This is a genomic window from Actinomyces howellii, from assembly GCF_900637165.1.
GTDB lineage: Bacteria > Actinomycetota > Actinomycetes > Actinomycetales > Actinomycetaceae > Actinomyces > Actinomyces howellii.
On sequence record NZ_LR134350.1, the window covers coordinates 1730295 to 1754020 of the forward strand.

General features: G+C 71.1%; 14 protein-coding genes and 1 pseudogene. 7 read left to right on the forward strand and 8 right to left on the reverse strand.

From position 1 onward, the window contains the following. The first annotated feature begins 161 nt into the window (after positions 1-161). Entirely contained in the window at positions 162-2813 is a 2652-nt protein-coding gene (locus EL245_RS07435; RefSeq protein ID WP_126384200.1) for a DEAD/DEAH box helicase, read from the forward strand. An 856-nt stretch (positions 2814-3669) separates the two neighbouring features. On the opposite strand, the gene EL245_RS07440 is transcribed toward EL245_RS07435, so the two are convergent. The 3 genes from EL245_RS07440 to EL245_RS07450 are packed head-to-tail and all read right to left on the reverse strand — an operon-like array spanning position 3670 to position 8425. Continuing rightward, a complete protein-coding gene (locus tag EL245_RS07440) occupies positions 3670-5166 on the reverse strand; it encodes a DUF1501 domain-containing protein (RefSeq protein WP_126382570.1) in 1497 nt (498 codons plus the stop codon). 14 nt (positions 5167-5180) lie between these two features. After that, positions 5181-7568: a DUF1800 family protein gene (locus EL245_RS07445; RefSeq protein WP_126382571.1), complete on the reverse strand. Its 2388-nt coding sequence runs from the start codon at positions 7566-7568 to the stop codon at positions 5181-5183. A 59-nt stretch (positions 7569-7627) separates the two neighbouring features. After that, complete coding sequence (locus EL245_RS07450; protein ID WP_126381755.1) at positions 7628-8425, reverse strand: transposase family protein; 798 nt, start codon at positions 8423-8425, stop codon at positions 7628-7630. 395 nt (positions 8426-8820) lie between these two features. Here EL245_RS07450 and EL245_RS07455 point away from each other — a divergent pair. Beyond that, positions 8821-9042: pseudogene (locus EL245_RS07455) on the forward strand (Zn-binding domain-containing protein); the annotation flags it as partial. Between the two features lie 550 nt (positions 9043-9592). Here the strand turns inward: EL245_RS07455 and EL245_RS07460 are convergent. From EL245_RS07460 to EL245_RS07470, 3 genes are all read right to left on the reverse strand, one after another. Next, on the reverse strand, positions 9593-10009 hold the full coding sequence (locus EL245_RS07460; protein WP_126382572.1) for an Rv3654c family TadE-like protein: 417 nt from the start codon (positions 10007-10009) through the stop codon (positions 9593-9595). Between the two features lie 173 nt (positions 10010-10182). Further along, a complete protein-coding gene (locus EL245_RS07465) occupies positions 10183-10494 on the reverse strand; it encodes a TadE family type IV pilus minor pilin (RefSeq protein WP_126382573.1) in 312 nt (103 codons plus the stop codon). Positions 10495-10692: 198 nt separating this feature from the next. Further along, positions 10693-10926 carry a DUF4244 domain-containing protein gene (locus tag EL245_RS07470; RefSeq protein WP_126382574.1) on the reverse strand — a complete coding sequence of 78 codons (234 nt, stop codon included), beginning with the start codon at positions 10924-10926 and terminating at the stop codon, positions 10693-10695. A 387-nt stretch (positions 10927-11313) separates the two neighbouring features. On the opposite strand from EL245_RS07470, the gene EL245_RS07475 reads away from it, so the two are divergent. Further along, on the forward strand, positions 11314-11871 hold the full coding sequence (locus EL245_RS07475; RefSeq protein WP_126382575.1) for a dihydrofolate reductase family protein: 558 nt from the start codon (positions 11314-11316) through the stop codon (positions 11869-11871). Positions 11872-11990: 119 nt separating this feature from the next. Here EL245_RS07475 and EL245_RS07480 read toward each other — a convergent pair whose 3' ends face one another. Beyond that, the gene (locus tag EL245_RS07480; protein WP_232009654.1) at positions 11991-17306 is read right to left on the reverse strand and encodes a DUF3320 domain-containing protein; all 5316 of its coding nucleotides are present in this window, start codon (positions 17304-17306) and stop codon (positions 11991-11993) included. 280 nt (positions 17307-17586) lie between these two features. Here EL245_RS07480 and EL245_RS07485 point away from each other — a divergent pair, with 280 nt between their 5' ends. Then, positions 17587-18927, forward strand: coding sequence for a DUF4921 family protein (locus tag EL245_RS07485; protein ID WP_126382576.1), 1341 nt, complete (start codon positions 17587-17589; stop codon positions 18925-18927). Between the two features lie 235 nt (positions 18928-19162). On the opposite strand, the gene EL245_RS07490 is transcribed toward EL245_RS07485, so the two are convergent. Continuing rightward, positions 19163-20026: a glutathione S-transferase C-terminal domain-containing protein gene (locus EL245_RS07490; RefSeq protein WP_126382577.1), complete on the reverse strand. Its 864-nt coding sequence runs from the start codon at positions 20024-20026 to the stop codon at positions 19163-19165. Between the two features lie 479 nt (positions 20027-20505). Between EL245_RS07490 and EL245_RS07500 the strand changes: the two genes are divergently transcribed. The 3 genes from EL245_RS07500 to EL245_RS07510 all read left to right on the forward strand — a co-directional run bounded on the left by EL245_RS07500 (position 20506) and on the right by EL245_RS07510 (position 23701). Beyond that, positions 20506-20805 carry a hypothetical protein gene (locus EL245_RS07500; protein ID WP_126382578.1) on the forward strand — a complete coding sequence of 100 codons (300 nt, stop codon included), beginning with the start codon at positions 20506-20508 and terminating at the stop codon, positions 20803-20805. Positions 20806-20837: 32 nt separating this feature from the next. Next, complete coding sequence (locus EL245_RS07505) at positions 20838-22961, forward strand: DUF6571 family protein (RefSeq protein ID WP_126382579.1); 2124 nt, start codon at positions 20838-20840, stop codon at positions 22959-22961. A gap of 68 nt (positions 22962-23029) precedes the next feature. After that, on the forward strand, positions 23030-23701 hold the full coding sequence (locus EL245_RS07510; RefSeq protein WP_126382580.1) for a hypothetical protein: 672 nt from the start codon (positions 23030-23032) through the stop codon (positions 23699-23701). The last annotated feature ends 25 nt before the right edge of the window (positions 23702-23726 follow it).

Here is a 23726-nt window from a genome sequence, read left to right on the forward strand (position 1 = left end):
CTGTGCCCGTGACCGACCAGCCGCCCCGCTCCTCCGAGCGCGCCCCCGCCGGGCACCGCGCCCCCGCCGAAGGGTGCGACCTCACGGGGCACCGCGCCCCCGCCAGAGGACGTGACCTCACGGGGCACCGCGCCCCCGCCGGAGGGCGCGACCTCACGGGGCTGCTGGAGTCCATCGGCTCACGCGACGGTCGCCTCGTCCACCTCGAGCGCATCCCGGCCCGACCCGGCGCCCACGCCCCCTGGCCCCAGTGGTCCGACCCCGACCTCGTGGCCGCCTACGGGCGCCTGGGAATCACCGCGGCCTGGACCCACCAGGCCCAGGCCGCCACCTCCCTCCACGAGGGCCGCCACACGGTCCTGGCCACCGGCACCGGCTCGGGCAAGTCCCTGGCCGCCTGGCTGCCGGCGCTCACCGACGTCCTGACCGCCCAGGCCGGCACGGGCGACCACCGCATCTCACGCCACGGGCGGCGCCCCACGACCCTCTACCTGTCCCCCACCAAGGCCCTGGCAGCCGACCAGGCCGCCGCCCTGGGACGCCTGGTCGACGCGCTCGAGGCCGTCCAGCGCGACGCGGGCCTGCCCGCCGGCTCGCGCCGCACCGTGCGGACCGGGACCTGCGACGGCGACACCCCCCTGCCCGAGCGCGACTGGGCGCGCGCCCACGCCGACGTCGTGCTCACCAACCCCGACTTCCTCCACTTCTCCATGCTGCCTGGCCACGAGCGGTGGACGCGTCTGCTGCGTTCCCTGCGCTACGTCGTGGTCGACGAGTGCCACGCCTACCGCGGCGTGCTCGGCGCGCACGTCGCCCTCGTCCTCCGCCGCCTGCTGCGCCTGGCCCGCCGCCTGCGCCCCGAGGGCCCCGGGCCGGCAGTCCTGTGCGCCTCGGCCACCGCCGCCGAGCCTGCGCTGACCGCGGCGCGCCTCATCGGGGTGGAGGCCGACGACGTCGTGGCGGTGACCGAGGACGGCGCGCCCGCCGGGGAGCGGACCCTGGCGCTGTGGCAGCCGGCCCTGCGCGACCCCTGGGCCGTCCCCGCCCCGAGCGTCCCCGGACCCGACCGAACCGGGACGACCGACCAGCACCCGCAGACCGCGGGCACCGCACCCGACCCAAGCGGGCCGGTCGACCAGCACCCGCAGACCGCGGGCACCGCACCCGACCTGGCTCCCGGCGCCCCGGACACACGGACCGGCCACAGCCCGGGCACCGCTCCCGGCCCCGCCCCCGGTGCCCCGGGCACGGCGCGCCCGCCCCTCGACGCCCCGAGCCCCTCGCCGGCCCCGGTCCCTGACACCGGCGACCCGACGGAGGACCCTGCCGCCCGACGCTCGGCGGTGGTCGAGGCCGCCGAGCTGCTCGTCGACCTGCTGAGCGTGGGCGCCCGGGCCCTGGTGTTCGTGCGCTCCCGGCGCAGCGCCGAGATCGTGGCCGAGCGCGCCCGGCACACCCTGAGCATGTCCCAGCCCGAGCTCGTCGACGCGGTGGCCGCCTACCGGGGCGGCTACCTGCCCGAGGAGCGCCGTGCCCTCGAGCACGACCTGCGCCGCGGCCGCCTGCGCGCCCTGGCCACGACCAACGCCCTCGAGCTGGGCATCGACGTCACCGGCCTGGACGCCGTCGTCATCGCCGGCTGGCCCGGGACCCGGGTCAGCCTGGGGCAGCAGGCCGGACGCGCGGGCCGGGCCGGCAGCCGGGGGGTGGCGGTGCTCATCGCCAGCGACAACCCGCTGGACTCCTACCTCGTCCACCACCCCGAGGAGGTCTTCGCCGCACCTGAGGCCACCGTCTTCGACCCGGCCAACCCCTACGTCCTGGCCCCGCACCTGTGCGCGGCGGCCTCCGAGTCCCCGCTGCGCACCGAGGACCTGGGGCTCTTCGGCCTGCCCGACGACTCGCTTCTGACCGAGCTGGCGTCCCGCGGCGCGCTGCGCCGTCGACCCACCGGCTGGTACTGGAACGCCACGCTGCCCGGACGCCCCCAGGACCTGACCTCCCTGCGCGGCGACGGTCCGCCCGACCTGCCCGTCGTCGAGGCCTCGACCGGCACCGTCGTGGGAACCGTCAACGGCGCCGCCGCCGACGCCACCGTCCACGCCGGGGCCGTCTACATCCACCAGGGCAGGGTCTACGTCGTCACGGAGCTGACCGAGGAGGCGGCGCTCGTCACCGAGTACCCCGCCGTCGGCTACCGCACCCGGGCCCGGGAGCACGCGAGCGTGCGGATCGTCTCCCAGCGGGCGCGTGAGCAGTGGGGCTCGGGCGTAGGCTGGTCCTTCGGCTCGGTGGAGGTCACAAGGCAGGTGACCGGGTTCATGAGGATGACCGTGCCGGGCATGGAGGTCGTCTCCCAGCACCCCCTCGACATGCCTGAGCACGTCCTGCCCACCGCCGCCGTGTGGTGGACGGTCCCGGCAGCGGCCTGCGAGGCCGCCGGTGTGCTGGCGGCTGACCTGCCCGGTGCGCTGCACGCCGCCGAGCACGCCTCGATCGGGATGCTCCCGCTGCTGGCCACCTGCGACCGGTGGGACATCGGCGGGCTGTCGACCGCGGTGCACCCCCAGACCGGGGAGCCGACCGTCTTCGTCCACGACGGCCACGCCGGCGGGGCCGGGTTCGCCGAGCGGGGGTTCCGCGCCGGCACTCAGTGGCTGGCGGCGACACTGGCGGCCATCGAGGCCTGCGACTGCGCCCGGGGCTGCCCGGGCTGCGTGCAGTCCCCCAAGTGCGGCAACAACAACGAGCCCCTGGACAAGGCCGGGGCCGCGGCACTCCTGCGGCTCCTGCTCGACGCCGCGCCCCGCTGAGCCCGCGCCTCAACGCGGCGCACGTCTCCCACAGCGCCCGCGCACTCGCAACGCGTCATGCACATCAATGGCTCCGCGCACAGCCCGGCTGTTTCATCACATTGGCGGAATGACGCGGATTCGCCTCCCCTGGTACGCAGCCCGACGAGGTCGCAGGACCTCGCTCATGTGCATCGAGCACGACGATGCACACGAGGCCCATCGGCCACCGGAGCACCGCGGGCGACGAACCGCGGAATCACGGGGAGACGACCCGAAAGCCACGGTCATTTATGTGTCAACCACATCCCCGGCGCCTCACGACACCACACAGGCCTGGACACGGCGGCGCAACCGAGCCGCCCCGCCTCCTCGGCCCTCACGACGCCGCACTCTGCCCGGCATGGAGGCACTGGAAGGTCCTGCCCGCGCCGGACGCATCGTGTCTATGGTGTCCGCGCCCGGCCGGTACCCTGCCGACTCGCGACGTCCCGCACCCGGCCGTGCCAGTCTGACGAGGTCGCACGGCAGGCGCCAGGTCGCCACATGGTCGATGAGGTCGCACGTCCAACGTGCGACCTCACCACCCAAGGAGCGACCTCACGCGCCACAGTGCGACCTCGCCACCCAAGGGCGGGGCACCAGCGCAGACCTCCCGGCCACCATCGCCGTGGCCTGAACACGGGTTTCCGCCCCGCTCCCTCACCCTGGCCGACAGCCGGACACGCCTCTCTCGTCGACGGCACCGGGCGGGGACGCCGAGCTGCTGGAGGGCACGGGGCCCGGGAGCTCTCATCCGCGTCACCGGGCGGGGACGGCCGTCGGCCGCCGTCACCGGGCGGGGACGCCACCACCTGGCGCCCCCGCCCGCGCGGTGTCAGACGATGCCCAGCGGCTTCCCGGGGGTGAACCCGGGGAAGACCGCACCGAGGTCGGCTCCCCCGCCGAGCCTGGCGGAGACGATCTCCGACAGCGCCTGGCGGTAGTCCAGGGTGATGGGCACGTCCCCCAGGGACAGGTTGGCCGCCTCCAGGCTCGGGACCGTCCCCAGGACGCGTCCGCCGCGGACGGTGCCGCCCATGACGAACATCGTGTTGCCCTGTCCGTGGTCGACCCCGCCGCCGCCGTTCTCGGCGACCCGGCGACCGAACTCGCTCATCGTCACCACTGTCGTCGAGTCCCACATGCCTCCCAGGTCCTGGCGGAAGGCCGCCAGTCCCTCGGCGAAGTCGCGGGCGCGACGGGCGAACCACGCCTGCTCGTCGCTCGCCGCTCCGAGGCCCGCGTGCATGTCCCAGTCACCGATGTCGATGCACGCGACCTCGATGCCCGCGCCGGACTTGGCCATCCGGGCGATCTCCGCCAGGCCCTTGCCCCAGGTCGAGGTGGGGTACCCCGATCCCGCCCGGGGCTGGGAGGCGCGGACCTGCTGGAGCTGCTCGGCGGCGTCCATGGTGGCGCTGGCCGTCATCTGGACCTCTCCTCCCGCACCGCGGTACATCTCGTCGATGGCCGTGCGCACGTGGCTGCGCAGCCGCTCCGATCCCCACACGGTCAGGTCGAAGGCGTCGATGCTGGAGACGGCCACCGTCTCCAGGGCCTTGGTCGTCAGGGACAGGACCGTCGAGCTGCCCACGCTCACGCCCCGGAAGGTGCCGGTGTCCGCGGAGGCCGCCTGGAGGTAGCGTCCCAGCCACCCGCTGCGCACTGAGGCAGGCGCGGCGCGCTCGACGGTCACCTGGTCGGCGAAGTGCGAGCGGGAGACCTCCGGCGAGCCCACCCCCTGGATGATGGCGAGCTCGCCCGCGTCCCACAGGGGCTTGAGGGCGCGCATGTGGGTGCTCAGGCCCCAGGTTCCGTCCAGGGGCAGCGTGCGCCCGGCGGGCACGGCGATCGTCTTGCGCGCCGCGTAGTAGGCCGGGTCGTTGACGGGCACGACGGCGGACAGGCCGTCGAAGCCGCCGCGCATGAACACGCACACAAGCAGGCCCTGAGGCCGCCCGGCCGCGGGCGCGGCGAAGGCGTAGCGCGGCATCGAGGTGGCGGTCAGCAGCGCGCCGAATCCCGCCGCCGCCCCGGCCAGGACGTGGCGTCGCTTGACGAAGCGGGGGCCGCCGTCGACGTGCTCGACCTCGGTGAGCTCGGGCAGGTCGTACCTCTGGGTGACGTAGGAGTCGGCCTCGCAGCCGCTCATGGTCCGCGACGTGCCGTCGACCTCGACGAGCATGGCGTCCTGCGCCTCGTCGTGGTGGTGGACAGGTGTGACGACGTCCTCGTGGAGGAGGGCCGAGCCCCGGGTGAAACGGGTCTTGGGCCGCCGCTCCGTCCGGGTCCGGGACAGCGAGGAGATGGTCGTGGTCGGTGAGGGTGTCATGGTTGTTGCCGCTTCTATCTGAGGGAACCGTAGGGGCTGGCGTAGGTCAGGCGCACCGCCTGCTCGACGTATCCGGACAGGTGCTCGGTCACGACCTTCCAGTCCTCCACGCCGCCGGACTTGGGCATGCCTGCCAGGATGCGGGCGATCGCCTCGACGTGGGCGTCCTCCCACACGTAGCCGGTCAGGTGCCAGGTGATGCGCTCGGCGGTGGCCTTGGCACTGTCCCCGGGGGTGATCGACAGGGCGCGCGCCCAGTCGGTGCGGCCAGACTCCTTGGTGTCCCCGGGGATCGCCCGCTGGACCGCGTTCCACATCGTCATCATCCGACCGGTCGACATCCAGTAGTCGGCCGTGTCGGGGTAGCCGTCGACGCTCGTGTACATGCGGGGCTGGTGCCCCGCGTCGCGGATGAGCCACCCGTAGGAGCCCAGGTTCCACACGTCGTTGGCGGAGGCCCTCCCGGAGGGGTCGACCGACTCGACGCTGGCGGCGCGGGCGATCGACATGATGACCTCGGTGGGGCGCCTCCACTTCCTGCCCACCGACTTGTGGAACTCCTCGTGGGTCAGCGCCACCCTGACCGCTGGCCCGATGCGGGTGCCGTTGGCCAGGTAGGCTCGAGCGATCTCGGCGACGACCGCCTCGCTGGGGTCGTCGCTCACGAAGCGTCGGGCGATGCGGGTGGCGACGCGGGTAGCGGTCGCCTCGTGCGAGCACAGGTACTCCACGCAGCGCTTGAGCAGGTCAGGCCCCTTGGCCGGGTCCGAGTTGGGGTCCGAGAAGCCCAGGACCTGGATCCTGCCGGTGGCGTGCTTGCTCGGGCTGTAGAGGTAGGTGCGGCTGGCCCAGTCCATGCCGTGGCCGGTGAGCATGATGGTCGCGCCCTTGACGTCGTCCTCGGTGTAGGCGTCCCGGCCCACGGTGTAGAGCTCAAGGAGCTCTCGACCCAGGTTCTCGTTGGGGGAGCTCTTCGTCGACACGGTGTTGTCGAGCTCGCGCAGGAGCGTCGGGTCGGTCAGAGCAGCCAGGAGCAGGTCGGCGTAGCGCCCCAGGGCGTGAGTGCGCAGGATCTTGTCGAGCCCGGTCACCATGGACTGTGCCTTGCCCAGCAGGGGCACGTAGACCATGTCGGCCATCATCTCGACCACCGCGTCGGCCAGGACCCTGTTGCCGAAGCGGGCTCGCATGAAGATCGAGTTGGTGATTATCGGCGGCGCGAGGTAGGGCTTGCCCCCGGTGGCCTCGCTCAGCGCGGGCCCGGAGACGGATGCCCAGGGGAAGTGGGTCGAGATGATCCGCTCGGCGCGCGAGTCGTTGATCCGGGAGGGGTTGAGCTGCCAGTCGATCCAGGCGGTCGTGCCCCTGGCCTCGATCTCCGCGGCGATCTCGGCGGTCGCCGCCGTCGAGGCTCGCCTCGCCAGGTGCCAGGCGGGAGTCGTGCGCAGGGTCAGACCGGGGGCCAGGTCACTGACCGCGGTGACGGTCGCCCGTGGCCGCTCCCGGCGGTAGACCTCCAGGGGCAGCGTGGACGCGAAGCTCGCGGTGGTTGCCTCGCTCACGACCGCCCGGCCGCCCGGACCCAGCGGCGCGACCCGGATGGCGGCGGCCGAGGAGACCGCGCCCCCGAGGGCGAAGGCCGTCTCCTCACCTGCGTACCAGGCCACGGCCGATACGACGGCGGGCTCCGACGCGCCGCTCGTCACCGAGTCCTCGGACACGGCGACCTCCTCGGTGGGGGCGGTACCCGCCCCGGGACCGGCGTCGGAGTGGGCACCGGAGTCGCCGCCCTGCTCATCTGAGCCCTGCGGCGCCTGAGCGGCGTCAGCGTCGGCGGCGGAGTCCATGGCCTGCTCCTCCTCGGGGCTCAGCGCCTCCGCGGCGTCAAGCGCCGCGACCCACGCCTCGCCCTCGACGTCGAGGGCGCCGGCGAGGTCCGGGGCGGTGTCGTCGACGTCGCCCTCCTGGGATCCGGCGATCACCTGCGCCCGCCAGGGTTCGACGACTGGTGCGACGTCGGTCGCGTCGGGAGGCGCGGTACCGGGCTCGGCACTCGTCGGCGCGGCAGGTGACGGTGCTGCCGACGACGGGCTCGCCGGGGCACTCGTTGCCGGATCGGAGGCGATCGGGCTTCTCGACCCCGGAGCGCCCGCTCCGGGGTCGGGGAAGGTCCGGGGGCTGTCGCCTCCACGGCGCAGCAGCGCGGTGGCGGCGCCGACGGCACCCAGACCAAGGGCCAGCAGAGTGGCGCGGCGGGCGCCACGGGTCGTTGCGGCCGAGCGTGGGACTCGGTCTGCCACGGAGTCGTCGTTGACTCCCTGGTCAGCCAGTCCGGTTCCGCCCAGCTCCTCGTCCCACCGCTCATCATTGAGCGACACGGGGACCTGCGAGTTGACAGGCATATGTCTCCTTATGGTCACGGCACACTGCGCAGAACATGCGGCTGATCACTGAGCCTTTCTCACCGGGGTTGTTTGTTGAGGCTGATGATGACGAGGGCTGTGGCGGTGATGTGGGTGATGGTGTGCGGGTCGAGGGTGACGTGTTGGAGGGCCTTGAAGTGCTTGAGCATGGCATTGGCCCTCTCGGCAGGCGAGCGCAGACTGGCGTGCAGATGGTTGTAGGTGGCGTCGTCGGGGCAGGGTCTGGCGCCCTTGACGGGTGTGAGCACGCCGATGCCGGCGCCGATGTAGCCCTTGTCGGCCAGGGTGGGCATGCCCTGGGAGGCGGCCTTGTACAGGGCGGGCAGCGCGTGGGCGCGCGCAGCGGTCAGGTCGTGGGTCGAGCCCGGCTCGACCGGCGAGACCCACACCGGGAATCCGGTGTGGTCGGTGATGACCTGGACGTTGCCCCCGAAGGCCTTGTGCTTGCCCGAGTACCACGAGTGGTTGCCCCGTTCGGTGCGGGCTGCGACCCTGTCGGTGCGGATCAGGGTGCCATCCAGGCACACGAAAGGCTCACCCTTGTGGCGCAGCTGGGTGATGACCTCGATCAGGTCAGGGGCCTGGGAGGAGATGACCTGGAGGGCCTCATGCAGGTACCTGTAGGCGGTGGCGATCGAGATGCCGGCGTCTCGGGCCAGGGTGCGCATGCTGGTGGCCTCGTTGAGCCAGCGCAGCACCATCACAGCCTGCACCCAGGGCGTCGCCGCCCTCTGATGAGGCCGAATGTCGTGCCAGCGGCGGTGAGCCGCCAGCCAGGCCGACACGGTTCGGGCGGTAGCGGATGGCACGTCAAGGGTGGCACGATAGGACAGCATGCGGGGACCTCGCATTCAGGGGTGCTTCTTTGGTCAGAACCCATCCTGGATGCGCTCCCCGCGTGCACCCCCACACGACACGCACCCTCCCCCAGCATCCCAACGATCAGGCCGGGTGCACGCCCCACCCCGGTGAGAAAACCTCACTGTGCCGGACCGCACGCTAGCGAACGACCTTATGGATTCGACTCCTTTAACCAAGTTGATACGAGATCGGCTCTGACCTGCGACGATTCGCCGCGTACGACAACTCGCTTCGATGGTGAGGAGATCGGATAGCATTATCGACGCTCGCACCACGCATGAAAGCCGCACGCATGCCATTTGTTTTCCTGTGAGGCGCTGTCCGCAGGATGTCAGCGGCAGCGCTCACAATGATGAATCGTCGACCGGGGCCGACCGTCTTCGTTCACGACGGCCACGCCGGCGGGGCCGGGTTCGCCGAGCGGGGCTTCCGCGCCGGCACTCAGTGGCTGGCGGCCATCAAGGCCTGCGACTGCGCCCGGGGCTGCCCGGGCTGCATGCAGTCCCCCAAGTGCGGCAACAACAACGAGCCCCTGGACAAGGCCGGGGCCGCGGCGCTCCTGCGGCTCCTGCTCGACGCCGCGCCCCGCTGAGCCCGCACGGCAAGCGACCAGGTCGCCACTTGGGTGGTGAGGTCGCACGGCAGGCGACCAGGTCGCCACATGGGCGATGAGGTCGCACGTCCAACGTGCGACCCCACCACCCAAGGAGCGACCTCACGCGCCACAGCGCGACCTCACTCCCCAGAGAACGACCCCACACCCGCATCGAGGACCAGACCCGTCCGACGCGCACCCGGCCGTGCCGGATGGCGCACTAAGCGGCACCTCGACAGCCCGCGCAGCGCGTCACGTACATCGATCGACCACCGTCCCACCGCCGCGCCGCTACCACTGCGGGCCCCGCGTCGGATCGCGAGAGTGCCGGGGGCGTGTCGGGCGGCAGGCTCCACGGCCCGGGCTCCTGCGGGCGGGTGCGGCGACGCCTGTCTCGGCCCTCGGCAACAGAAAGGACCGTGGCTCGCTTCTTTTGGCGTGTCCCGGACCGGAGGTCGTCGATGATCCGCGTCATTGCGCGGATCCTGGAACAGCCTCCGCCCCCGGCGACGCAAAAGAGGCGAGCCACGGTCATCGGGTGCATGCCTCAGGGGGCGTCAGGCACCGGACCCGCCCGTGCCGAGGCACGGGCCTGACGCGCGACGCCCAGGACACGCGTGTCGACCACGACCGAGACGATGACGTCCTGTCCGTCCATGCGACACGCGTCCACACCGGCCCCGTTGGCGCGGGCCACGCGCTCGGCGGTCGCGCACGGGTCCCCGGGCGCGAGGACGGAATGGAGCGCGGTGGCGCCGGCCAGTGCCGCCAGGTCGGCTGCGCCTCGCGCCCGACCCGCAGCGCTCTGAGCCTCGATGAGCGCGGTGACCGCGAGCGCCAGCGCGACCAGCACCCCGATGACCCCCAGGGCGAGGACGGTCCCCGAGCCCCGGTCCTCCGGTCGTCTGCCCCGCGCTCCTCCGTCAGCGAGCGCGTCCTTGGGGCCTAAGCTCCCGACGGTCATCCGGCTCCCAGCCTCCACCCGACTCCTGGTGGCTACCCGGCTCCTGAGTGTCAACCGCCTCCCGCCGGGTCGCCGGCCCCGCCCGCGGCCCAGGCGCCCACTGGGCACCGCCGCCCCGGACCGGGCCCACGCGCGAGCCCGGCACCCACCCCGACCCGGGCGCCGCCCAGGCCTCACTGCCCCGGCTCCGTGAAGGCGCAAGAGCGGCTGCGCGCGGTCAGGCCGAGGCCGCCCAGCGGGCCGGGCACACGACGTGAGACGCTCACGCAGGTGAGCTCGCCGCGCTCGACGCTCACACTCACCCCGGGGGCGACCCGTCGGGCCGCGCCCGCTGGGTCGACCGATCCGATGGCCGCCTGGCGGGCCGCCACCCGGGCGGCGTCGGCCACCCGCAGCTGGGTGATCCCCGCGGAGGCCGCCGCCAGGACGATGAGCAGGACGAGCACGACCGCCGGCATGGCCACCGCGAGCTCAGCGGTGACCATGCCCTCCTGGGAGCCAGGTCGGTGGCGACGGGGCCGGCCACCGCCCGATCGTCGTAAGGCGGCCCCAGGATCGCCCGGGTCCGATGCCCGATCGCCGCGCGAGGGCCGGCAGGTGGGACACCCCGCGTCGGGCATCGCTCCACGGGCGGAGGGGAGGCCCGCGGGCAGTCGGAGGGAGTGCGCACACATCGGACCGCCTCAGCCCACGGACAGGGCGGACTCGATGATGCGCTGCAGCGCGCCGGTCAGGCTGCCCGAGCGGATGATGGCGAGCAGCAGACCGGCGAAGGCGGCGGCCGCCAAGGTACCGATCGCGTACTCCGCCGTGGCCATCCCGGCTTCGCCGTCGCGCTGCTGCCCCTCACCGGGGTCGGGCTCCTGCGCGCGGGCCAGCGACAGTGCCGTGCGCACAGTGAGCAAGGTGTTCCTCATGGTGTCCTCCTCAGGGGTGGAGGGGCGGCGCGGCGTCCTCACCGCTGCCTCCCCACGGGCACGGTGCCCGCCTCCCCAGGGTGGAGGCGCGGACGAGCGCCACGCACCCGAGCCCGTCGAGCCCTGTGGACGAGGGGTGCGCGAAGCCTCCCTGTGGGGCACCTCGACCGGACTGGGGGACTCAGGCGGGCCCCTGGGTGTTCCCGGACGGGCCCCTGGGTGTTCCCGGACGGGCCCCTGGGTGTTCTCGGGCGGGCCCCTGGAGGGCTGTGGCGCTGTCGGCGCGCCGGGGCGTCTGCGCCTGCGCCTGCGCCTGCGCCGACCGGATCGGTCCCGCCCCTACACTCGGCAGCCACGCACTCTCCCGCGAGGAAAGGACCCCACGTCATGACGCGCAGGCTCGTCGCCACCCTCTTCTACTCCGTCGACGGCGTGGCCTCCGACCCCTACCTGTTCCAGCACGACTCCTTCGACGACGAGCTCGGCCAGCTCATGACCGAGAGCATCGCCGCGATCGACGAGGCTGTCATGGGGCGGGTCACGTACACCGAGTGGGCCTCCTACTGGCCCGGCCACGACGGTCCGGACGCCGGCTTCGCGGACTTCATCAACGGCCTGCGCAAGCACGTGGCGTCCCGGACGCTCACCGCGGAGGAGGTCACCTGGTCCAACGCCTCCCTCATCGAGGGGGACCTGCTCGAGCACATGCGCTCGCTCAAGGAGACCGACGGCGGCGACATCGCGGTCCAGGGATCGCTCAGCGTCGTGCGCCAGCTCGTCGAGGCCGGGCTGCTCGACGCCCTCACCCTCATCATCCACCCGGCCGTGGCCGGCACGGGCCGGCGCCTGTTCGAGGGAGCTCCGGCCACCCGCCTGCGGCTCATCGAGGCGACGACGACCACCAAGGGCAACCTCGTCGTCACCTACGGGCCCTTCGAGGGCTGAGCGAGGCACCCCGCCTGGGGCTGGACCCGCGCGGGTCCGGCCTTGGCACCGGAGCCGGGCCGGGGTGGGCCCCGCAGCCGATCGGGACAGGACCCGACAGGACCCGACACCGCAACCTGTCAGTCGACCTCCCGCTCAGCCCGGTCCAGCGCCGCGGTGAGGGCGTCCAGGACACCCCGTGCGCTCAGCTTTCGTCTCCTGGTGCTCAGCCGGCGCAGAGCCCGCCCGCACAGCTCCTCAGTCGAGTACCACTCGGGCGAGCCAGCGCGCACCTCGGCCATGAGGGCAGTCAGCTCCTCGGGGTGGATCTCGGCGATGGAGTCGACGTGGTCGAGGGCGTTGCGCCGGTAGGGAGGCGCAATGCTCCGGGAGTCAATGCTCCTCCACACGAAGTCGTACCGGTCGACGTAGGCGAACGCCTCGCCCAGCACCTCGCGCACCGCCCTCTCCCGGTTGGCCGTCGTTCGCGAGACACCGAAGGCGCGGCAGACCTTGACGATGAGCCTGCGTCTGGCGATCGGCGACTCGACATCGCACACGGCGCGGGCGACCTCGATGACCTGCCTACGGGCGTCCTCGTCGGTCGAGGCCCGGTTGAGCACCTCCGTCGGAAGCACACCTCCTGGCAGCCACGGGCGGTAGTCGACCGGCCCGGTGCTCATGATCGCCGTGCCGTCGCTCGTCCGACCGCGGCCGGGCGGCTCGGTCCCGGGCTGGGTCGACGACGCAGCGCCTCTGCCGGACCTGTCCGACTCGCCGACCGCCGGCGGCGTCCCGGGGGCGGGTCGACGGTCGGATCCGGTGGCCGTGACGCCGGCAGAGGCCACCGCCCCGGCAGGAACGGCGGGGGTCGGCCGCCCTCCGACCGCCCGGATGATGCGGTCAACGACCGTCTGCTCCTGCTGGACCCACTCCGGCATCCAGATGCGTTCGACCCGCTGCCACCCCATGGACCGCAGGACGTCGACCGGCAGGAGGTCGCGGTCGGTCACGGTCTGCCGCCGGTTCCACCCCGGGCCGTCGAGAAGCACGGCCGCACCGGTGCTCTCAGGCTGGTCCTCCAAGGCCACAAGGAGGTCGATCGCGAAGGAGGAGTGCCCCACCCCGACCCGGACCGTCAGCCCCGCCTCACGCAGGCGCTCGGCGATCGCGTTGCGGTGGAGGTCCACCTCCCCCCGGTGGACTCGACGGGTGCGGGGCGCGCTGCCCCTGCGGGCGTGCTCGATGTAGGCCCGCAGGTCCTTGACCCCCTGATGTGCGGAGCGTTCCGCGTGGAGCTGCTCGGGGTCGAAGCTGGTGAAGACGACGACCTGTCTGCGCGCCCGTGTGATGGCGACGTTGAGCCTCCGCTCCCCGCCGGCCCGGTTGAGGGCGCCGATGTTGAGCGGGACGTCCCCGTGCTCGTTGGCGGAGAAGACGACGGAGAGCAGGATCGTGTCCCTCTCCTCACCCTGCACGTTCTCCAGGTTGCGCACGAACAGACCGTCGCCCGCATCGCGGGCGTCGAGCGCTCGAAGGACACGGTCCCCGCCCTCGCGGCGCAGCATCGACTCGATGAGCTCACGCTGCCTCGTGTTCATCGTGATGATCCCGAGGGAGGGCACCGCCTGCGGTGACGCCTCGAAGCGCCTGACCACCTCCTCGACGACCTGACGGGCCTCGACGGGATTGGTCCCGGCCCTCAGCCCTGGGTGCTTGGCACGCTCCTGCGTCCCGACGTAGTGGCCCTCGACCCGCCTCAGGCAGATGCCGTGTCCTCCCGGGCCGTCCTGCTGGGGCCCTGACACCGTCAGCGGGCTGGGGAAGGACATGAGGGAGCCCTCGTAGTAATGCGTGTTGGAGAAGGCGATGAGGGCCTCGCTCCGGCTCCGGTAGTGCCAGTTCAGACGGCGCCGCGCCACTCCGATCTCCAGGCACCGGTCGAGGATCGAGTCCTCCCCGCCCGCACCGGCCGCCTCGAGAGCGCCGCGGGCCGCGGCCGTGCCGGACACGGAGGCGGGCGGCATCTGCTTGGGGTCACCAAGGACGACGACCGAGCGTCCACGCCCCATGGCACCCACGGCACCGGCCACCGTGATCTGGGAGGCCTCGTCGAAGACGACGATGTCGACGTACCGGCGCTCGGGCGGGAAGAAGCGGGCAACCGAGTCCGGGGAGACGAGCAGGCAGGGGGTGTAGGCGGTGATGAGGTCGCCGTAGCGTCCCATGAGGTCCCTGATCGTCAGGCTGCTGCTCCGACGACCGAGCTCACGCCGCAGATCCTCGGCACGGGGACCGGCCGCGCGGAGCACACGGTCACGGCGGGTCAGGACCGCCTCCCGGAGCTCTGCCGGAAGGGTCTGGCGCAGGCGTTCCTGGGCGTCCCGGTAGCGGTCGAGGAGCACGTTGTGATCGGCGGCGTCGAAGGCCTCGATCCAATCGGCTCGCAGGTCGGCGTCAGGCGCCGGTCGCGCCCCGCCCCGGGGAGGTACCCGGCCGGGCTGGGCTCCCAGGAGGGACTGGCGCGCGCTGTAGCGGGACCGACCGTCGGGACCGGTGGCGTGGAGCGCGCGACGGTAGTCCTCAAGCCGCTGCCGAAGTGCGGACAGCTCGGAGCGCAGCCCCTGGGCGCCCTGAGCCCCGGACTGCCCGGTCGCGCGCAGCTCCGAGGCACTGCGTAGTGCCTTGCGAACTTCTGCCGGCTTCATGCCGTTGTCGTGGAGGTTGAGAAGGAGCTCGCCGATCCCTGCCTCGCCGAGGCGACGGGCGACGACGGACAGGGCCGACCTCTTCTCGGCCACGAACATGACGGTCCTGCCCGTGGCCAGCGCCCGGAAGATGAGGTTGGCGACGGTCTGCGACTTGCCGGTCCCCGGCGGGCCCTCGACGACGAGCGAGCGGCCGGCGACGGCGTCGGCGACGACCTGCGCCTGGGTGGCATCCGCGGCGAGGGGCAGGTTCTCGACGAGCGCGTCGAGGTCGGTCTCCTCCCCCGGGCCGTCCGGTGCCCCCGTGGGACAGTCCCGGAGGGCCTGCGTATCGCCCGCCCTGGAGCCGTGGTCCCCCATGAGACGGGCGACGAGAGGGTTGCTCGCGATCGTCGGCCACGACTCCTCCAGGTCCTGCCACATGCGGAAGGTGGAGAACTGGAACATGCCGAGGTGAACGGTCGGCTCGACGACGGCGTCATGGCCCGACTCCCGGACCTGGGCGCGGATGCGGGCCATGGTGGTCTCGATGTCGATGCCGTGCCCGTCGCGCACGGGCTCGTCGAGCCCGTCGAGCACGATGCCTGTGTCGGCGCGAAATCGACGGAGCAGCGAGTGGTTGGGAGCGGAGGATCCCATCTGGTCCAGGACGAGACCGTGGTTCTCTCCGTCCGGCTCGAGGACGACTGGGACGAGGAAGAGAGGGGAGCGCAGGCGGCGACCGCCCGTGCTCCACACGAGGGCGCCGACGGTGAGGTAGAGGTTGTTGGCACCGGTGTGCTCCACTGTCATGCGCGCCTCGGCCGCCATGCGCTCCAGGGTCCACTCACCCTTCTGCCCGGTGCGGGCGAAGCGGACGATCCTGTGCTCGGTCAGCTCGGCGGCTGCGGACCGGGAAGCGGCCGGCTCGGACACCGTCCTGTCCTCGGGGCGCAGCGAGATGAGCTGGCGGTCGTTGACGATGTCCTCCAACGTCCCGACGGACTCCTCTGGGACACGCAGGACGACGGCGTGGCGCGCGGTGCAGTCGATGAGGGGGTTGCGCAGGGACAGGTCGAGCAGGCTCGTCTTCCAGGCGTCGATGACGGGCGGGGCTGGCTCGTGGTCCGGCGGCTGTGCGTCGGACCGCTCCCCGCTCAACGGAGCGTGGTCGGGGTCAGGACCTGCTGCGACAGCCCCGGGCTGGGCCGAGGCGGGCTCGGCCAGGGCGTGGTCGGGAGCCGCGAGGTCGACCTCGACGACAACGTCGTCGAGATCCCGCGTCAGCGCCGGCTGGGGCAGTGCGCCCTGGGACCTGGCGTACGCGACCGGCACGACGAGGGACAGGTCCGCCAGGGCGGGCAGCACGAGGCCACGAACCCGGTCGGTGAGCCTGGGGTGGACGGCGCCGGTGGAGCGCGCCGCGACGAGCGGGTCGATGAGCCCCATCTCCCCACGCTCGACGAGGCCACGGGCCTCCGCTGGGGTGCACGGCACGGCGGGTGCGGAGGTCCGCATGTACCCCAGGAAGACCGTGTCGGGATTGAGCAGGAGCACGGGAGCGGCGCCCATGTTCTCCAGGAGCCCGGCGAGCAGGACCGCGAGATCCACCGGAGCCGCTCGACGCTCGTCGAGCACCTGGCCCGCGGTGCGCACCGGCCGGGCCCGCGTCCACGGCTCGCCGTCCTCCACGGTGACGCGGCGACCGCGCAGGACCTCGCAGGCGGCTCGTGCCAGGGCGTCGGCCTCGGCCCTGGGACCGGTTCGACTCGTGCTCACCCGTGCGCGTGCCTGGACAGCCAGCTCCTCGACGGCCCCCTGACCGGGCTGGACGAAGGTCGCCAGCGCAGCCCCCGCGGCGGGACCGTCATCGTGCATGCGCCAGTGGCGCGGGGGCAGGACGACAGGCCCCGGAGTCGGAGGGAGCGAGCGGGCACCAGCGGGCCAGCCCAGCTCGACGCGCACGCGGGTAGGGCCGGGCTGCTCGACCTGGAGGAGGCCGGAACGATCGGGCTCAAGCTCGGCGGTCACGGCCAGCTCCCGTGCCCCTGGGGAGGCGAGGTCCCACCTGGCGACCCAGGGGATCGTGACCTGCCTGCCGCTGCCGTCCTCGGTGATGACGACTGTGACGTCGAGGGCTCCCACGGCGGCGGCCTCCTGACCGGCCTGGTCGACCTGGGCGTCTCGTCCCGGCATGGGCTCGGGCAGGCGCAGTCGCAGCGCCACCGGGACCCGGCCGCTCGCGACGGCGTCGGCGTACCCGAGCACCGCCGGGCAGTCGACATCGACCTGCACTCCACTGAGCGGGTCCTGGCCCGCGCCCTTGTCGGTGTCGAGGACGTCGATGAGCGCGCGCACCTCGGCGCGCGCCTCCGGACGGCCGATGAGCCTGAGGGTCTCGGAGACCGCCACGAGGGCAGCGAGCGCGTCGTCGGCGTCGAAGGAGCGCCCGTGGACGGCGTCGTTGCGGAATCGACGGACCTCGTGAAGCTTTCCCCCCAGGCCCGGGGGCAGGGGAAGCAGGTACCTCCCGTCGTCTCCCCGCAGGGTGAGGACACGGATCTGCGTCGACAGGTCAGCCAGGTCGTCGAGGTCCGATGCGCCTGCGGGAGCGGGTCGGCTCCGCTCGGGGGCCCGGCTCCCCAGGGCAGCACTTACCCGCACCCTCGCCGAGTGATCGGCAAGGAGGGTGCGGACATAGCACTCCAGGTGCGCCGGCAGGACGCCGAGGAGCGCGCGCAGGACGAGATCGCGGTTGTCGAGCTTCATGGGCGGGATGCGGGGACGGGGACGCTGAGGCTGACCGCGTGAGCGGGCACGCTCAGGCTACAACGTCCCCACGACACGACCGCCGCAGGCACACGCCCGGGCGTCGGGACTAGGCCGGAACCCGCCGCTGGCACCGGAGCCGGGCCGAGGTGGGCCCCGGGCCCGGGCGTCGAGGCTAGGTCGGAGCAGGCACCCGCCCGGGCGGGGCGGGTCCCGACGGACCGGCCTGCGCGGGCCGCAGGCTCCCCCTGGGGCCGCTCCGTGGCGCGACAATAGGGGCATGCTCACGCCGTACGCTCCTCCCGCCCCGCCCCTGACCCGCATGGCCGACGGAACCGTCAAGCAGATCAGCCCCTTCACCGGCACCGAGGTGTGGACGGTGCCCGGACGCGGCAACCGCCCCATCTCCCACCCCGTCACCGAGGTCCACGACCTCACTCCCGCCGAGCGCACCCGGGCCTGCGCCTTCTGCTCGGCCCACTACACCGAGACCCCGCCGGAGAAGAGCCGCGTCGTCGCCGTTCCCGGGGGCGGGTTCGAGCGGATCGACGCGGTGAGTGCCACGGACCTGTTCAGCACGGTCGCGGAGTTCCGGCGCGTTCCCAACCTCTTCGAGATCCTGTCCTACGAGTACTGGCACGCCAACCACGGCTACGAGATCCCCGACGCGGCCCGTGAGCGGATGGAGGCCTACATCGCCGACCCGGTGGGCGCGGCCCACGTCGAGCGGGTGGCGCGCACCAAGCTGCGCGCCTCGGGGCAGGACCCGGCAGGGTGGGACTCGATGGACGAGGCCCTGCGGCGCCGCTACCTCGCCGCCTTCTTCGCCGGGGGGCACGACGTCATCATCGCCCGGCGCCACTTCACCGACGACGCGATCGACACCTCCGGGCTGGCGGGATCGGGCACCCTGACCCCGGCGGAGCACCGCGCGTACACCCGTCTGGCCGTTGACGCCATGCACGACCTGTACGAGGCCAACCGGTGGGTGCGCTACGTCGCGGTCTTCCAGAACTGGCTGCGCCCCGCCGGAGCGTCCTTCGACCACCTGCACAAGCAGCTCGTGGCCATCGACGAGCGCGGCGTGTCCAGCGAGCTCGAGCTCCAGCGACTGCGGGCCAACCCGAACCTCTACAACGAGATGGCGGTGGACTACGCGGCCTACAACGGGCTGCTCGTGGCCTCCAACGACCGGGCCGTGGCCTTCGCCGGCTTCGGCCACCGCTACCCGACCCTGGAGGTGTACTCCACCTCGCCGACGCCGGAGCCGTGGCTCATGACCCGTGAGGAGGTCGACGCCGTCTCCGACCTCGTCCACGCCCTGCACGCGGCGACCGGGGCCGACGTGCCGAGCAACGAGGAGTGGCACCACCGGCCCCTCGGGGTGGACCAGCCGATGCCGTGGCACGTCACCCTGAAGTGGCGGGTGTCGACCCTGGCCGGTTTCGAGGGCGGGACGAAGATCTACCTCAACACGATCGACCCGTGGACGCTGCGCGACCGCGTCGTGGCGCGCCTGGAGGACCTGCGCGCCGACCGCCTCATCGCCCCGTGCGCTGTGGGCGATGAGTGCCCGACGACGCCCAACCGTCTCCTGTACAACCCTGTTCTCACCCGCTGAGGCAGACGGTCGAGCGGGCCCGCCCCGCCGAGCCCGGCAGCTGGGTGGTCCGCCCGGCAGCTGGGTGGTCCGCCCGGCAGCTGGGTGGTCCGCCCGGCCGTCGGCGGGCGGGCCTGCAGCGCGCCGGACCCCTGCCCGACGCCGATGACGTCGCCAGGGGCAGGGGTCCGCGGGTCACGCGGGTCAGGCGGGTCTCAGAGGCGGGCCGGACAGCCAGCGCGCCGAGGCCCGTGCGCTACAGGCCCAGGGCGCTGCGCTCCTCGGGCCCGACCCATCCCGGCCGGGACTCCAGGGCGCGGAACCAGCGGGCCAGGGCCGGCCAGAAGGAGATCGACGGAGCCTCCCCGCCGGGGTAGTAGGAGCGCCCGCCGTACTCGTAGGCCTGGACGGTGGTGAACAGGCGGATGTCGCTTCCGGTGGGCTTGTCCCCGCACAGGAACTGGCCGATGGACACGACCGAGGACAGCGGCGGCGCGTCCTGGATGGTCAGGGCCGCCTCCCGGGAGGCCTCCATCTTCGTGGCGCGGGCCAGGAGGGTGTCGATGACGTCGAAGGCGACGAGCACGTCGTTGGCGGCTGAGGCAGCCTCCTCCGGGTTCTTGGAGTGGGTGGCCGTGGAGTGCGCGCGGTTGACGTGCTCGCCGATCCACTCGTCCCAGGCGTCGGTCGAGTTGCGCCTCTCAACCGGGTAGAGCTCGGGCGCGCCCGGGCGATGCAGGGGCCACCAGGCGGTGGCGAGGTCGAACAGGAGCGTGCCGGAGTCGTCGACGACGACCTCCCCGGAGGTCATGTCGACGAGCGCGGGGACCGTGGGAGGCGGGGCGTAGCCGGGGGTGTGCTCATAGACCTCGGCGATGGAGCGCGCACCGAGGGCGGGGTCGACCCCGGGTTCGCCGGTCGGGCCGGTCAGCTCCCAGAAGCCGTCGACGCCGCGGCCGTAGCACCATGACACGGGGATCGCCTCGACCAACCCCAGCAGCCTGCGCCCGATGAGGACGCGGCGGGACCACGGGCACGAGCCCGAGGCCACGAGACGGTATCTGCCTGCCTCGACGGGCAGGTCTCCTTCGGCGAAACGGTGCGAGTGGGCGATGGCCATGGGTTGCCTCCCGAGGTGCAGTAGCGAGCGTCACACGGCTCAGGGCTATGGTCACCCCTGAGGGGCCTCCCCGTCTTGTCATTCACCCCAGGCGAACCGCCCTGGCGTGTCCGGCGACCGCCGCGCGGGCCTCCTGGGCACGCAGGCCCAGACGGGCGCCTATTGCTGAGACGCACGTCACGCAGAGGGTGGTAGGCTGCCTCCGCCCGGGCCGCCCGAGTCCGCCCGGGCCGCCCGGGCCGCCCGGGCGCCAGCCGACGCCTCGACACGCTCCCGTGCGTGGCGAGCGAGACCGAGGCGCTCCCGGCAACAGGTCGGGACCGGGCGTCGATTCACGATGACGGCTCACCAACAGGACCTACTCATCACGCTGCGGGCGCTCGTCGCACTGACATCCACCAACACTCATGCAACAGAGTCGACGGCACGGTAACATGGGGCTGTCCGACGCCCTGACGACCTGAACCGGTGGAGCTCCCATGTCTCTCATGCTGGAACCGACCAACCCGAGATGGATCTCCCTCAACGACCTCCTCGAGTTCGTTGCGGGCAAGAAGGATGGATTCGGGGTGAGCACCCTCTTCGGGTACACCTCATCCGGTAAGGCGAGCTACGTCGACATCAACAGCACCGACGTGTGGACCGGGAACCTCGCCGACCAGGAAGCCGAGAGCGCCGGTGCTGAGGTCGACGCGATATTCACTGCGCTTGAGGCCATGGAGGCGACCATTCAGTCTGCGCGAGACTCCACCGACATGTACGAAGAGGACGAGCACTGAGCCGTCCGACCTCACACCGAAAGCTTGAGACCATGGTCACGCTGTACATGAACCCCGACCGGCTGCAGGAGGCCATCGACTGCCTCGATAACCTCGCCGCGGAAGGTGACTCGATCCGGCAGAGCATCGACACCGAGTTCAATCACGAGGGGGACCCGATTGATCCCACCGTAGATCTCAACAACATCTCGGCGGCGTGCACCGCGGTGAGGAACCGCGCCACCGAGATCAGGACCTGCCGGCAGACGATCATCGATCTCAATGAGAACGGCGTCGCGTCGATGAACGCCGACGGCACGATCACGTGCACTGTTCCCGACACGGTCGATATCAACAACTCGTCGGACCTCACCTCCTGGGCGCAGGCCGAGACCGATGCTCATGACCTCGATGTGCTGCTAGACGGCGGGGAACCGGCCACCGGTCGCACCTACGACGAGGTCGTCGCCTCAATGAGCACGAACAACGAAAACGGGACCTACGCGGCCGCGTTCATTGACGCGGCGGGTCCGGAGAACCTCACGTCACTTCCCGGGCTGGCGCGCGAACATAATGAGAGAACTCTTCAGTACGGCGTGACCTACGATCCGAACAACTCCGCCGAGACCCTGGCCGGTCTGCTCGGTGAGATCCTCGCACAGGCCTCGAGCACATGGGACGCTACTGAGGCCCAGGCGGCATCGGACGCGATCGTGTCCTCGGTCGATGACCCTTCCGAGCACACACGGATCCCTGCGCTCAACGCCATGATGGGGGGCCACGACGCCAACGGCGACCACGTCAATGACTTGAAGTTCGGCAACGACTTTCTGCTCGCCATGGCAACCGGGTTGGAGGAGGTCGACCTCGAGGCGATCGAGCAGTACAGGGACTCACGTAGAAGCTATGACTCGTCGAGCGGCTACGATGTTCAGTCATCATCGAACACGACGGGCATCTCTGATCCTTGTTACGATCCGCTTGCCGGAGTGCTCGACGCGATGGGGAACAACCCGGATGCCGCTGCTGCGTTCCTCGCGCCCCCAGCATCGGGGGACGCTACGGATCCACAGGCGGATATGACCCGCATGAAGACTCTTGCCGCACGAGACTGGGACCCGACGGGCTTCGCCGGGCTGACCGCTGCGGTGGCCGCTGCCTCCTCGATTCACACGACGACAACCGATTCATCCGCCGCCACACGGAGCTGGCAACTCGCCGGGACGGCCGTTCATCAGGTCGCTCTTCATGGCGAGGAGAGTCTGTACAACGACGACGCGAAGGCGCGCGTCGGAATTCTTCTGGCCAACTGCTCCGGCGCCGTGACATCGCTATGGAAGAGTGGTACAGCGACGGACATGGTGACCGACAGGAAACTCCCGGACGCAACCGAAGACGACGTCGACGCTCTGGCCTACATCGTCGCCGACAGTCCTGAGGCTGTAGCCACGATCAGCGCAGGCCTGGCCGCACACGCCTCTGAGCTATCCGATCATCTCGTCGAGCACTGGCAGCAACGCGGCGACGACGGCGCCCAGCAAACGTATTGCATCGGTCTTGCCCACGGAAACGGCATCGAAGCCGCGGCGCGTCTTGCTGGCATCGCCGACCGGAAGGCCGCCGACCTCACCGCGACCAACAAGCAGGCGAGCGAGGATGCTACTCAGGCGGCGAATACCGCAGCGGCCGTTTTCGCCGCTGTCGCCACCGCCCCGATGGGACCCTGGGCCGCAGCGGCGACCACGGTCGGTGCGACTGTCTTCACTCACGAGCTCATTTCGAATGTGGTTGGCGCGGATATCACTGATGCCGAGTCTCCTCTGGAGGATAACCCCAAACAGGCGTATGTCGCCGCAGCGGTACAAGACGCCTCCGACGCCGGCCTCATTACTCAAGAAGCATTGCAGTCAGAATCCGCCAAATATTCATGGATTCAACAGGATCCCAACGGGATCTACTATGTTGATCTGTCAAATTTGCCGCCCTCTAGGCACAATGAAGTAGTTACCTGGTTAGATAGAGTCGCGAGTCTGACAGAAGATGAAACATTGATGGAACTAAATACTTCGGCTAACGGGAGGTACGGCGACGGACACTCGACGGGTTCATCCGTCCACCCGAGCAACAATCCTAGTTCCAGTTCACAGCTTACTCCGAGCGCCGCCGAGGAAGAGTAATGGTACGCGATCTTCAGAACTGGCTTCGAGCGAGAACCCGTCGCCAGCATATTGTGAGTTCACTCGTCGTGGCGCTCATTCTCTGCAGTGCAGTCGGCCTCACGAAGGCTCACGACGTCTACCTCGAGCACAAGAAGGCTGAGGTCGCCTCCTCCGCCTCAGCGGCAGTAGCTTCTGCCTACGCATCCGCGCAAGCCTCGGCCACGCAGGCCGTTCCCGACGGAACCAAGATCTGTGATCTCCTCGACTCCACCGACCTCGAACAGCGCACCGGCCGCCAGATTCTTTCCTATCAGTTCAGCAGATATCACGACACCTCTATTCCAACGCAGGACTGTAGTATCGATTTTGATCAGCCGAATCCGCACATTGCTGATCAGCTCGTGTTGTACTATACTGAAATGCCTTCTCCCGAAATGTCTCTCACGGACGACCGAGTCAGATTCGCTGACAACTCCGTAGTTCATTCTGTCAGCATGAACGATCTTCCCGGGGAAGCCGTCAGCTACATGAACCGGGGAAACGAAATGATTACGTGGCGCTCACCGAAGGGAGCAAACCTTCACATCTGGTTTGTCAGCGCAAATAGCTACCTCGGTGCGGGCGACCCTCTGGGTACGCACGAGCTCCTCCTTCACATCCTCTATGAGGTCGTGCCCATTATTGACGAGGTCGCAGCCGGGCCGCCGCAGCCGTTGACTTACTATCCGTCGACTCCGACGACGACACCCACGCCCTAGAGATCGAACCACGCACGAGACGCCG

What these genes read in the sequence shown, in the direction of transcription:
- EL245_RS07440 (WP_126382570.1), bottom strand. Translation starts at nt 5,166, where the DNA reads ATGACACCCTCACCGACCACGACCATCTCCTCGCTGTCCCGGACCCGG.
- EL245_RS07445 (WP_126382571.1), bottom strand. Translation starts at nt 7,568, where the DNA reads ATGCCTGTCAACTCGCAGGTCCCCGTGTCGCTCAATGATGAGCGGTGG.
- EL245_RS07450 (WP_126381755.1), bottom strand. Translation starts at nt 8,425, where the DNA reads ATGCTGTCCTATCGTGCCACCCTTGACGTGCCATCCGCTACCGCCCGA.
- EL245_RS07460 (WP_126382572.1), bottom strand. Translation starts at nt 10,009, where the DNA reads ATGACCGTCGGGAGCTTAGGCCCCAAGGACGCGCTCGCTGACGGAGGA.
- EL245_RS07465 (WP_126382573.1), bottom strand. Translation starts at nt 10,494, where the DNA reads ATGGTCACCGCTGAGCTCGCGGTGGCCATGCCGGCGGTCGTGCTCGTC.
- EL245_RS07470 (WP_126382574.1), bottom strand. Translation starts at nt 10,926, where the DNA reads ATGAGGAACACCTTGCTCACTGTGCGCACGGCACTGTCGCTGGCCCGC.
- EL245_RS07475 (WP_126382575.1), top strand. Translation starts at nt 11,314, where the DNA reads ATGACGCGCAGGCTCGTCGCCACCCTCTTCTACTCCGTCGACGGCGTG.
- EL245_RS07480 (WP_232009654.1), bottom strand. Translation starts at nt 17,306, where the DNA reads ATGAAGCTCGACAACCGCGATCTCGTCCTGCGCGCGCTCCTCGGCGTC.
- EL245_RS07485 (WP_126382576.1), top strand. Translation starts at nt 17,587, where the DNA reads ATGCTCACGCCGTACGCTCCTCCCGCCCCGCCCCTGACCCGCATGGCC.
- EL245_RS07490 (WP_126382577.1), bottom strand. Translation starts at nt 20,026, where the DNA reads ATGGCCATCGCCCACTCGCACCGTTTCGCCGAAGGAGACCTGCCCGTC.
- EL245_RS07500 (WP_126382578.1), top strand. Translation starts at nt 20,506, where the DNA reads ATGTCTCTCATGCTGGAACCGACCAACCCGAGATGGATCTCCCTCAAC.
- EL245_RS07505 (WP_126382579.1), top strand. Translation starts at nt 20,838, where the DNA reads ATGGTCACGCTGTACATGAACCCCGACCGGCTGCAGGAGGCCATCGAC.